Origin of the sequence: Pseudoalteromonas sp. GCY, assembly GCF_016695175.1 — a bacterium.
Taxonomy (GTDB): Bacteria; Pseudomonadota; Gammaproteobacteria; order Enterobacterales; family Alteromonadaceae; genus Pseudoalteromonas.
The window spans coordinates 529014-541240 of sequence record NZ_CP068022.1; the positions used below are offsets into that span (position 1 = coordinate 529014).

Consider the following 12227-nt stretch of genomic DNA (forward strand, 5'->3'; position numbering starts at 1 on the left):
AATAAACCAAAATCAGTAAGCTAAAATTAAAACAAAGTTTGGCATGAATTATCAATAAATCACTCCACTTGCAGGACAGCGCGTAGTGGTTCTGTTAGGATTCGTTTTTTTGCCTATAGAACCTTTGGAAAAGCCCTTGAAATTGTCATTTATGTTTCGCTTACTGGCGTTACCCGCGCTGCTGTTTACGCTGACAACCCATGCCGCGTCTGTCTATGTACAAGCCGGGCCGGGGAGTTTTAATCATGCCGCACTTGACCTACTCGCCAACCGCCAGTCGCAGGACTATGAGCGTTTTTACTCGGGCACCCCGGAGCATACTTATGCCAATGCCGCGCAAACGCAAAGCTGGGCTTTCAGCGCGCTGGCCAACTCCACTATTGAAGGGCAACTGGTTCCAGCGATTGTCAAAGCGATGCGTAACTACAAGGTAACTGAACTGAGCGCCGCCGTGCATATGCCCATCGAAATGTGCGTTTTCGGATTGAACAAGACAACTAAAATTACGCATGCTGCATCCCACCCGGCAGCCCTGAATCAAATTGGTCATTGGCTCAATGCTCATCAGATACAAACCAAGCCTGTGCCCAAAGGCACCAACGAAGCGGCTCGTTTACTTGCAAATGGACAATTTGACCAAAACACCGTTGCCGTAGGTAGCTGCACACTCAAAGTGGTTTACCCAAAGCTGGCACTACGCGAAGTAAGCGTTCAGGATAACGCGGATAACCATACGCTGTTTGGTCTGATGAAAATGGAAAAACGATCTCAGCCGATAAGTGAAGATGAAGCTCGCAGCGCGCTGGCACAGATCGTTGAAAAGGCGAATGCATTGGTCAAAGCGCGAACAGACTCTGCAGAGGAGTTATTCTCACATATCAACCAACGCCTTGCTCAGATGCAGCCTGTAGCACTGTTTAAAGCACAACAACACAGGCCAATTGAAGACTTATCCCGTGAAGCCACTGTACTTTCAAAAGCGCTAGAGCAAGCCCGCCAGCAATGTCTGGATAGTGCAAGCGTTGAGGCGTTTTTCCAAGCACAAATGGATGCTGCAAAGGCAATTCAATACAGATACCGGGCACAATGGCTGGCTGAAGGCATACCAAACGAAGACGCTAACTTGGATCAGCTAAGAAGCACATTAAATCAGCTTGGTGCAGCCATTCTTGAAACACTGACCCAAGATCTTGACAAGCACGGTAACCTCACGGATGAACTGGCAGGCTTGTTTAACCAAATAATAAACACCGAACAGCTCTTTGCATCCGACAAAACTAGGCTCTTTTCGGCACTGCAAAAGGTGCGCAGGGTGGATAACTGCACTATCACTGCTTCATAAACAAATTAGCGACTTGTTGCGATAGCAACAAGCCGGATTAGCTGATGTCTTGCCTGATCAGGACTACACCGACGACATCAGCCATAAGACAATGGTTTTAAAAGAACTACAGCCTTGTTCTTGCCGCTTGACGGCTTTCCATTGCATTGATGGCCTGAACATCTGGGCCTGTTAAACTTTCATTTTGCTTTTCACTCTTTAATTTCAGTCACTTCGCGTAAAGACCCGTTTTATTGATCTGCATCCATTTACATTCACTTCCGCAAAGATAATAATGAGAATGATTTTTAATTAAGGAGTTAAACATGAAAACCTCTCTTTCCATCACATTGCTAAGTCTCGGTGCCTTTCTTTTCTCTCATACTGCATCAGCAAATGAATGTGAGCTCAGTATCGAAGCCAACGACATGATGCAGTTTTCTAAAAAATCACTCAGTGCGCCATCTAGCTGTAAAGAAATTTCAGTCACGTTAAAGCATACGGGCAAACTGCCAGCAACCACCATGGGCCACAACTGGGTGTTGAGCAAAGCTGCAGATGTTCAAGCCGTTGCAACCGATGGGATGTCGGCAGGTGCAAATAATAGCTATGTAAAGCCAAACGATAGCCGCGTTTTAGCCGTATCAAAGGTGATTGGCGGTGGCGAGCAAACCACGGTGACCTTCTCCACTGAGCAGCTAAAGCAAGGTGAAAGTTACAAGTTCTTCTGCTCTTTCCCGGGCCATTTCGCTATTATGCAAGGCACCTTTACACTTAGCTAGCCATTTTCAGAGCGGAGTTTATACTGAGTCTTTTCAAAAACCCGCTCTTACAGTTTTCCACTCGGGGCGCTTTATACCGTGATGAAGAAGCAGTTTTTTCAAGCATTCCGCCGCCCCACTCCTGCTAGGCTATCTCTCTCACTGCAATTATTACTTTCCCCCTTGAACAACATACCTATAATCATTACAATCAATTACAAACAATAATGATTATCACCATCATGAGCTTTTTCTCAATTATACCGTTTTGGTTTACCGCCGTGTTACTCTACTTAGCAAGTCCTAAACAACGATTTTTGGCCTCTTCGATACATAAGCCCACAGCATACAGTATGGCTGTAGTCCTTGTTTTGTCTGGGGTTATTATATTAACTCTGCAATACCCAATTATTTCTGCAATGTTAGCCAGTCTCGTTTTAATCATGTTTTCTTTAGTGTCGGTGACCCTAATAAGTGGATACTCAGTAAAGCGCCTCTATCTATGCTCAACACTGGTTTTTTTGCTATCTTTATTTTTTGGAGGAATAAGTTATGTGGCCTAAAACGTTAGTTGGGTTTTTCTTAGGGCTATTACTATCTATTTCTTTGGTGCTAAACCTCAATTTACTCCTGCCATTTTCAGAGTCCACAAAGCTGATGATAGGTCTGGTGCTGGCATTTCCGATATGGGCGGGGATCTTAGTTTGGAGCTATGCATTTTCAAGCGCTAAAGCCGCGTGCAAACCTTTGTTTGCTATCTTTATCCCCTCTTTGCTACTAAACATAGCATTACTGTTAATAAGATAAACAATGAAAAATCAAATACTAAAATCATTGACCGAAGCACATGCATGGATAGGGATCATTATTTCAACGGTGCTATTCATCGTTTTTATTGCAGGATCTCTGAGCCTATTCAGAGACAACATCACGGGCTGGGAACGTGCCTCCCTAGCCGCCCAGTCTAACGAGTCACTTAGCGCCATTTCCTACGACAAGGCGATTACATCAATTGCGCAGCAATACGATGTCGATACACACCATGGTTTTTTTATGCGTGAGCCAACGCTACATAACCCTTTTATTGAAGTTTACTTTGCAACCCATTTAGACGAGCCGCACCCGATCACGGGCGAGGATCATCAAGACCAGCACCTTCTGCTATCACCAAAGACGGGAGAAGTCCTTGCTGATGCCGACAGATTTGAATTTGCGAGTTTTCTCTATGAGTTGCACTACGATTTAGGGCTTGGCCGCGCCGGACTCTATTTTGTTGGGATCATCACCCTATTTTTCTTCGTTGCTGTGCTAAGCGGGATCATCATTCACTGGCGCAAAATAGCCAAAAACTTTTTCCAATATCGCGCCGAAGGTAAAAAAGACAAATGGCTAGATGCTCATAACCTAATTGGCACGATGGGCCTACCTTTTCACTTAATGTATGCCTTCACGGGATTAGTCTTTAATCTCGTTATTATTTATCAGATTTCATACGCCGTATTACTTTACGGTGGCAATCAAACGGCTCTGCTCCAAGCCGCTGGATTTAATGAACCAAATATCGAAGCAATGGAGCAATCTCGACCAATGCGCGGAGTCGATCAACTAAGAGTACAAGCACTAGATACGTTAGGGGATGTGTCGCTCACAACGGTGGAAATCACCCACTTTGGCGACAAAAACGCAGTAGTGAGTTTTACCGCGAAAAGTAACGATGCTTTTTCAAATTACAAAGAAGTACAATACACGCTAAACGACCAATCACAAATTTATCTCACTGAAAACAACTACGACAACGCTGTTCGAGCTGGGCTCTCTACCATCGCGAGTCTTCACTTTGGAGATTTTGCTGGATATGGCATGCGACTGGCATTTTTGAGTCTTGGCCTTGCAACCGCCTATTTAATCGTTACCGGTAATTTGATGTGGATTGATAAGCGTGCCAAGCAGAAAAAACAAAGTGCTAAAAGTCTATTATTTGTAAAACGATTAACATCAGGTGGCTTTATCGGTGTGCTGCTGGCCATCGCCATTGGTTTCGCGATGACAACTTTTCTATCGACAAGTCACATAGACAAACTAGAGACGGTTAAGTTTTCGATGTTTTCAGCCTTTCTCTTTGCACTAATTAGCAGTCAATTCGCAAAGCACGTATTGTCGTTTAGTAAAGTATTATTAGGTTTAAGTGGCATTTGCTATTGCTTAAGCGCGGTCATGAATGCGGCGTCTTTTGTTAGCCAGTACAATATTTTACCCACTCAAACGAGAGTTGACTTTGCTATTGTAACTGCACTTATGTGTTTAATGGCCTTGATTTGTTGGAAAGCAGTGTCACGGATCAACGCGGCAGCACAAACTTCAGCGCCAGTTTCGCAAGATCAGCAGCCACAACAAACCATGAGTTAACCAAGCTGCATAAGATAATGAAAAAAGCGGGCTTACATAGCCCGCTTTGTCTTACTCTCACAGGGAAACAATGTGAAATTAAAACTCAGTCTTAAATCTTAAGTAGTATTCACGGCCTAGATATAAAGACGAGTGAATGGGATCTGCGTTATTCCCATTGCCGGTCGCAAAAGGCGGCGCTTCATTCAATAGATTGTTAACGCCCAGCGTAATTTGAGTATCAACAGAGTCTAAATGGTAGGTTACTTGAGCATTATGTGTCAGCGTGCTATCAACAGTATTGGTAAAGTTAACGATTTGGTCGCCTTGTTTAACCGATACTTCTTCTAACATCGAGTCGATGTAGTAACTTTGCCAACTTGCGCTAAAGTCGTCATGCTGCCAATTAAGTGCAAAGTTAACTCTGTGCTCAGGCACCGCCATCTGGCCATTAACGCGCTGTCCGGCTCTATCTTTGGTTGCAAGACCCGGTTCAATGACTTCATGTTTACTTACAAATGACCAGTTTAGTGCAGTACTCAAATCACCAAATGAAAACTGCCCGATGTCAAAACGAACTTCCGCATCCACCCCTTGACGATTTAACGCATTGAGGTTTTCATTAAATACATCGACGCCGGTGATCACTCCCTGAAACTCACCAGACTGAACACGATGAACAGAGTCACAGTACAAACCATTATTCATACATTCGCTCAATTTAGTCACCGCGCTAATGTTACCAATGGCATCTTTTAATTGGATGTCATAAAAATCTAAGGTGATCGAACCGTTAGTAAGCCAGCTCGGCTGATAAATCACCCCAAGTGTTTTGCTCGTCGCAGTTTCTGGTTCAAGTTCCGTGTTACCGCCAGTATTGGTTCTGATCTGTCCGATCGTTTCTCGGTAACGACCATCAGCGGGAACGCCTGTGCTGACACAGTTTTGGTTTGGATTGGCTACAGCACAAGGGTCATCGCCATTTTCAAAACCAGGTAACCTTCCTTTATAGAGTTCCACCACATTAGGCGCTCTAAATGCTTGTGACCAAGTGCCTCTAAAACTCAACTGCTCATTCAACGCCCAAAATACGCCCACTTTGGAATTGGTGGTCGACCCAAACGTATCAAAGTCTGAATATCGAGTCGCGAGGTTTAACTCTAAACTCTCCGCCCAATCGTGGTCTGATAATAGTGGTACAACGGCTTCAAGGTAGGCTTCATTGAGCGAGTATTCGCCGCCAGTTGGTCTACCTAACCCATCCGTGACTAAAATATTAATAGAAACGGCATCTGTTTGATTGCGCGCCTCAACCTTTTGATTTTCGATGCCAAAAGACACACCTAGGTCGCCCGCAGGCAAACTCGCCACGACACCACTTACATTCGCGCTGGCGATTTTAATCTGGTTATGACCTTGTTGGATCCCCGGCCAATCCCCAGAGAGATAATTTAGCATGTCCTCGGAAATCTCAGAGTCAGTGCCGGGTTGACCAAAAATATTGAGCGGCACACAACCCTCAATTAGCGCATCCGGTGTAGCACCGCAGCGCAGCACGCCTTGCTCATCAAAATGGGTAGGCCCAACCGCATTTTTAGCCGCTGGCCAATTGAATATGCCAGTTTTTAGTCGTTTGTTTGAGTTGCGACCAAAATTGTAGGCCAGCTCCCAGCTCCAATCCGTATTAAAATCACCAGAGAGCGCCATCACGATACGGTATTGGCTGTTTTCTACATGATTCATACGGCCATTGGTTTCTACCATTCTGCGACGCCAGTCATTGATGGCATAAGGGTTACCATCTTTGTCTTTCGGACCGAATTGTTGGTTGTAATAGTTATCAGGTGAGTAGGTAAAATCCAAATATCCACCCCAAACTGGAACTAATGGCTGAGGCGCGCCATTGGTAGTGGATTTTCGATGTGAATAAAGCGCCTCGAAGTTGAATACCACATCATCCGAAAACTTCAAATTGCCAAGATCATATTCTCCAAATGCACTCATGCTATAGCGTTCAAAAGGCGTTTGCAGCAAGCTCGGCTCTTGATAGTTATATAAGTCATTTTGCGCAAGTGACGCATCGGAGATAGTTTCACGCCACTCGCCATATTCAGGGCCTCGGGTAACAAATATTTCCTTGCCGTTTTCATCCGTGACTTTTAGGTTACTCCAAGGCATTGCGGAGCTACCCCCTTGACCGTAACTGCCATCGGGGTTAAGTGTTAAATCATAACGACTAAAATCTCTGTCGCCAGCATACACTTCTTGTTTTTCATCGTAACTGGCACTCACCATAAAGCGCCCTTTATCACCAACAATGCCTGTTACGAGTTCCAAAGAAGTTGTATCAGCATCGCCTTCAGCGGATTGACCAATTGAGCCACTCACCTCAAAAATATCGCCCGTTTGACGAGTAATAATGTTAACAACACCAGACACTGCATCAGAGCCGTAAATAGAAGAGGCACCATCCAATAAAATTTCAACACGTTCAATAATCGCAGTAGGAATGGCACTCAGGTCGACCGCAGCATCCGCGCCATTACCACCGTTTGGTAAGCGGCGGCCATTTAGCAAGACCAGCGTGCGCTGCGCGCCTAAACCACGTAAGTCAAAGTTTGTTACCCCCGACGTATTTTCATTTTGAGAAGCATTAGGTGCACTGGCGGAAACCGTTAGATTTTGCAGCATATCACCAATATTTTTAAACCCGGTTTGCTCAATATCCGCTCTAGATATTGTTGTTACCGCGCCGGGTTTACTCAGGTTTGCCCGCGCGATACGCGACCCTGTGACCATTATCTTTTCAACGGGTTCCGAAGCTTCTTCCGCGGCAAACACTGGGGCCGTCCACACCATAGCGCCCGATCCACACAAGCTGGCGATTGCCAACGCCAAAGTCGTTTTTTGTTTTGTTATTGTCATAACGGTTTCCTTTGTAACGTTCCAAATTATAATTAGACGCTGACGATAGAGAGTTTCTTATTATCACTACTGGGAGTGAAATAGGTTATTTATTGCGCCTTTTTATACTGATAACACAATTAAATCGTTCCAACAAATAATTCCAGACAATTTGCGCAAAATTTATTTACTTTTATCGAATATTCAAGCACCTAATTGAAAACCATGTACTCAGCCAAATTTGGCGTATTTACTACCCAAAAAGTCACAAACATCACCAATCTCTTCGTAGTCAATGTTGAACGGCGCCTCCCCTTCAAGCAATCCTAAATCTGGTAAAAAACACTGATCGAAGCTAACTTTATCTAGGATCTGTTGGTTTTTGTTGTTGTTTGATTTTTATTTCCCTGAGTGAGTTTTGATCGCGGCGTTCGACTTGCCTTGTGTAGATACCAATCAAACTTCTGCAAAAACAAACTTGAAAGATATTTAGACCCTAGCAATCTTCCGTCATCGAATAAACAAGGATCTCCCATGAATAAGAAGCAAAACACACCATCGATTTGTCCTTTTGCACATGGTGCAAATACGTCGTCAGAGCATATTGAGCACCAATGGTGGCCAAATAGCCTGAACCTAGACATATTGCATCAGCACGATACAAAAACCGATCCGATGGATGCCAATTTTGATTACAAGACCGCATTTAAAAGTCTTGATTATCAAGCCCTGAAAAAAGATCTCGAACAACTCATGACAGATTCGCAGCCATGGTGGCCCGCCGATTGGGGACACTATGGCGGATTAATGATCCGAATGGCATGGCATGCCGCAGGTAGTTATCGTGTTGCGGATGGTCGCGGGGGCGCAAATACGGGTAATCAGCGCTTCGCCCCACTAAACAGCTGGCCAGACAACGGAAACTTAGATAAAGCCCGGCGTTTACTTTGGCCGATTAAAAGGAAGTACGGCAATCGTATTTCTTGGGCCGATTTAATCGTGCTGGCGGGCAACGTTGCTTATGAGTCAATGGGATTCAAAACCTTTGGCTTTGCCGGTGGCCGAGAAGATATCTGGCATCCAGAAAAAGACACCTACTGGGGCAGCGAAAAAGAATGGCTGGCCCCCTCAAATAATCCAAATAGCCGTTACAGCGGTGAGCGCGACTTAGAAAATCCGCTTGCAGCCGTGATGATGGGCTTGATCTACGTTAATCCCGAGGGCGTAGACGGCAACCCAGATCCACTAAAAACGGCTGAAGATATGCGTGTTACCTTCGCTAGAATGGCAATGAACGATGAAGAAACCGTTGCACTAACCGCTGGCGGACACACTGTGGGTAAAGCGCACGGAAATGGCAACGCCGATGAGTTAGGCCCGGCGCCAGAAGGCGCGGACTTGCATGAACAGGGTTTTGGCTGGATGAATCACAGCTCGCGCGGCATTGGTTCTGATACGGTAACCAGTGGTATTGAAGGCGCTTGGACGACGAATCCAACCCAATGGGACAATGGCTACTTCTACTTGCTGTTCACTTACGAATGGGAGCAAACCAAAAGCCCTGCGGGTGCGTGGCAATGGCAGCCCATCAATATTAAAGAAGAAGATAAGCCTGTTGATGCAGAAGACCCATCTAAACGCCGTATGCCGATGATGACGGATGCTGATATGGCGCTCAAAATGGACCCAGCTTATCGTAAAATTTCAGAAAAGTTCTATGCCGATCCTGACTATTTTAACGATGTTTTTGCAAGAGCTTGGTTTAAGCTCACCCACCGTGATCTTGGCCCTAAAAGTCGTTACCTTGGCCCTGAAGTACCCAATGAAGAGCTACTTTGGCAAGACCCCGTACCAAGCGTTAACTACACCCTAAACGACAGTGAAATTAGCGCCCTTAAGCAACAAATTCTTGCCACTAATGTGACGCTTTCGGAGTTAGTTGCCACCGCGTGGGATAGTGCCAGAACGTTTAGATATTCCGATTTCAGAGGGGGTGCAAATGGTGCGAGGATCCGCCTAGCCCCGCAAAAAGATTGGTCTGGAAATGAGCCGGAGCGTCTAGCGAAAGTACTCGTGGCATTAGAAACCGTGCAAAGTAATTTTACGCCCACCGTAAGCATGGCTGATTTAATCGTATTGGGTGGCTGCGCTGCCGTTGAACAAGCGGCTAAAAATGCCGGTGTATCAATCCAAGTGCCTTTTACCGCTGGGCGGGGCGATGCCACAGACGAGCAAACCGATATTGAGTCATTTAACGTATTAGAACCTGTACATGATGGTTTTCGCAATTGGCAAAAACAGCACTACAGCGTAAAACCAGAAGAAATGCTGCTTGATAGAGCCCAACTGATGGGGCTTACAGCCAAGGAGATGACCGTGCTGATTGGCGGAATGCGCGTACTCGGCACCAATCACGGCCAAACATCGCATGGCGTATTTACCGATAACGTCGGCACCTTGAGTAATGACTTTTTCGTCAACTTGACCGATATGGCATATCGCTGGGAACCTGCTGGAGAGAACTTATATGAGATCAGAACGCGCGACACTAACACGGTAAAATGGACCGCGACTCGCGTTGATCTCGTCTTTGGTTCTAATTCTATTTTGCGCGCTTACGCCGAAGTGTACGCACAAGATGATAGCAAAGAGAAGTTTGTCCGCGACTTTGTTGACGTATGGACAAAAGTAATGAATGCAGACCGATTTGACCTAAAATAACTGCTTCAAAGTAAGCTTGGCCACTTCAGGATGTGATTATTCTTTACGTTGACAGACAATCACATCCTAACCACTACATTGGTTTACACAAAACCCTATCCATATGCTTGCCATTGTTTCCTATCGTTATATGCTAGAAATCAATAATAAAAATGAATGCAGGGAAATTATGTTTAAAAAATCACTCATTGCATGCACCTTGCTCGCCACGCTAAGTGCATGTAACCAAACTACTCAACAAGTTGATAAGCCGCAAACCAACCAAGTTGTCTCGGACTTTAAAACCTATTCAGCAGAAACTTTTTTTGATACCACAAATATTCAAGGCAGCGCGTTTCGCCCTGATGCACAGAAAATTTTGGTCACGTCTGACGAATCGGGAATATATAACCTCTATGAAGTTGACGTCAAAACCGGTGAAAGAGCACAAATAACCGATGCCACCGATTCAACCTACCCAATCGGATATTTTCCAAATGACCCCCGCATCTTATTCACGCGAGACAACGGTGGGAATGAGCGCTTTCATGTTTTTGTCCGTGACGAAAATGGCCACGTTAAAGATCTCACGCCAGGAGAAAAAGTGAGAGCCGGTTTTATCGGTTTTACTAACGATAACAACGCCTTTTACGTGTTAAGCAATCAGCGTGACGAGCGCTTTATGGATCTATATCGCTTTGATGCTGCCACCTACGAAAGTGAACTTATTTATAAAAATGACAAGAATTTAAATGTCCAACAGGTGAGTGAAACCGATCGCTACCTTGCACTTATCAATGCGCAAGGTAATAAAGACAGCGACTTATTCTTACTCGATTTACTAAATCCAGATACCCCACTAGTTGAGATCTCAAATGTGGCGCACGAAGCAAACTTTTCGGCTTCAGCATTTTCTAAAGACGACAAATATTTATATTATGGGACCGATGCCCATGGTGAATTTTATCAAAATTGGCGCTATGAAATCGCGACGGGTAAACACACGCCATACATAGAAAAAAACTGGGACGTGAGGTTCTTATATTTCTCCGATTCCAACCGCTATCGTGTTGTAGGGGTAAACGAAGACTCTAGCGTAAAAGTCACGATCACCGATCTTAAAACAGGCAAGGACATTAAACTACCTAAGCTCCCTGCAGGTAGTATCAACAGCGTTAACTTCTCCGATGACGAAAAGCTGATGGCTTTTTATTTAAATTCGGACACCTCGCCAAATAACTTGTATGTATGGCGTGTTGGCAGTGATGAAGTTAAGCAGTTGACCTCAACCTTGAGCGACAAAATCAATACCGAACATTTGGTCGAGAGCACCATCGCTCGCTTTAACAGTTTTGATGGTTTGGAGGTGCCAGGCGTACTCTACAAGCCAAAACTTGCTAGTTCGACAAATAAAGTGCCCGCGCTTGTATTTGTTCACGGAGGTCCCGGAGGCCAAAGCATGACGGGTTATAGTGCACTTACTCAGCACTTGGTCAATCAAGGGTATGCGATTTTCGCCGTAAACAACCGAGGCAGCTCTGGTTATGGTAAAACCTTCTTCCATTTAGACGACAAACGTCATGGTGAGGATGATTTACAAGACATCGTTTGGAGTAAAAAATATCTCCAACAGCTAGACTGGGTCGATGCTGATCGTATCGGCATAATGGGCGGGAGCTACGGTGGCTATATGACTGCAGCGGCACTGGCATTTAAGCCGGAAGAGTTCAAATTGGGGATCAATATCTTTGGTGTCACTAACTGGGTAAGAACCCTTGAGTCTATTCCACCATGGTGGGAAGCATATAGGAAGTCTCTATATGATGAGCTGGGCGATCCGGCTACAGATAAGGAGCGTTTGCATCGTATCTCGCCACTTTTCCATGCCAAAAATATCACTAAGCCATTGATGGTTGTGCAAGGTGCAAACGATCCTCGTGTACTTCAAGTGGAGAGTGATGAATTGGTCGAAGCCGTTCGCTCAAACAATGTGCCTGTCAAATATGTGTTATTTGACGATGAAGGGCATGGATTCTCGAAAAAGGAAAACCGTATTGAGGCCTCTCAAGCCTATCTCGACTTTCTTAAAAAGCACCTTTAACAAATAGGCTATCGGATCCGAGTATCTAACTTCAGGTTATTTAGCTCGGATCCGA

At 45.0% G+C, this 12227-nt stretch carries 7 protein-coding genes; 6 read left to right on the forward strand and 1 reads right to left on the reverse strand.

Going from position 1 to position 12227, the window contains the following annotated elements; all coding sequences use genetic code 11:
- The first annotated feature begins 136 nt into the window (after nt 1-136).
- The 4 genes from aroQ to JJQ94_RS02130 all read left to right on the forward strand — a co-directional run bounded on the left by aroQ (nt 137) and on the right by JJQ94_RS02130 (nt 4488).
- Nucleotides 137-1342, forward strand: coding sequence for a gamma subclass chorismate mutase AroQ (gene aroQ / locus JJQ94_RS02115; protein ID WP_236596477.1), 1206 nt, complete (start codon nt 137-139; stop codon nt 1340-1342).
- A 305-nt stretch (nt 1343-1647) separates the two neighbouring features.
- Complete coding sequence (azu, locus tag JJQ94_RS02120; protein WP_099030685.1) at nt 1648-2103, forward strand: azurin; 456 nt, start codon at nt 1648-1650, stop codon at nt 2101-2103.
- A gap of 531 nt (nt 2104-2634) precedes the next feature.
- The gene (locus JJQ94_RS02125) at nt 2635-2889 is read left to right on the forward strand and encodes a hypothetical protein (protein WP_099030686.1); all 255 of its coding nucleotides are present in this window, start codon (nt 2635-2637) and stop codon (nt 2887-2889) included.
- A 3-nt stretch (nt 2890-2892) separates the two neighbouring features.
- Nucleotides 2893-4488 carry a PepSY-associated TM helix domain-containing protein gene (locus JJQ94_RS02130; RefSeq protein WP_099030687.1) on the forward strand — a complete coding sequence of 532 codons (1596 nt, stop codon included), beginning with the start codon at nt 2893-2895 and terminating at the stop codon, nt 4486-4488.
- 78 nt (nt 4489-4566) lie between these two features.
- On the opposite strand, the gene JJQ94_RS02135 is transcribed toward JJQ94_RS02130, so the two are convergent.
- A complete protein-coding gene (locus tag JJQ94_RS02135; RefSeq protein WP_099030688.1) occupies nt 4567-7392 on the reverse strand; it encodes a TonB-dependent receptor plug domain-containing protein in 2826 nt (941 codons plus the stop codon).
- A gap of 513 nt (nt 7393-7905) precedes the next feature.
- On the opposite strand from JJQ94_RS02135, the gene katG reads away from it, so the two are divergent.
- The gene (gene katG, locus JJQ94_RS02140; protein WP_099030689.1) at nt 7906-10092 is read left to right on the forward strand and encodes a catalase/peroxidase HPI; all 2187 of its coding nucleotides are present in this window, start codon (nt 7906-7908) and stop codon (nt 10090-10092) included.
- Between the two features lie 169 nt (nt 10093-10261).
- Nucleotides 10262-12172, forward strand: a complete 1911-nt coding sequence (locus tag JJQ94_RS02145; RefSeq protein ID WP_099030690.1) for a S9 family peptidase — start codon at nt 10262-10264, stop codon at nt 12170-12172.
- Nucleotides 12173-12227: the final 55 nt, after the last annotated feature.

Excerpts from the sequence above, each read along its gene's own strand:
- JJQ94_RS02130 (WP_099030687.1), top strand. The coding sequence starts at position 2,893 with ATGAAAAATCAAATACTAAAATCATTGACCGAAGCACATGCATGGATA.
- katG (WP_099030689.1), top strand. The coding sequence starts at position 7,906 with ATGAATAAGAAGCAAAACACACCATCGATTTGTCCTTTTGCACATGGT.
- JJQ94_RS02135 (WP_099030688.1), bottom strand. The coding sequence starts at position 7,392 with ATGACAATAACAAAACAAAAAACGACTTTGGCGTTGGCAATCGCCAGC.
- JJQ94_RS02145 (WP_099030690.1), top strand. The coding sequence starts at position 10,262 with ATGTTTAAAAAATCACTCATTGCATGCACCTTGCTCGCCACGCTAAGT.
- azu (WP_099030685.1), top strand. The coding sequence starts at position 1,648 with ATGAAAACCTCTCTTTCCATCACATTGCTAAGTCTCGGTGCCTTTCTT.
- JJQ94_RS02125 (WP_099030686.1), top strand. The coding sequence starts at position 2,635 with ATGTGGCCTAAAACGTTAGTTGGGTTTTTCTTAGGGCTATTACTATCT.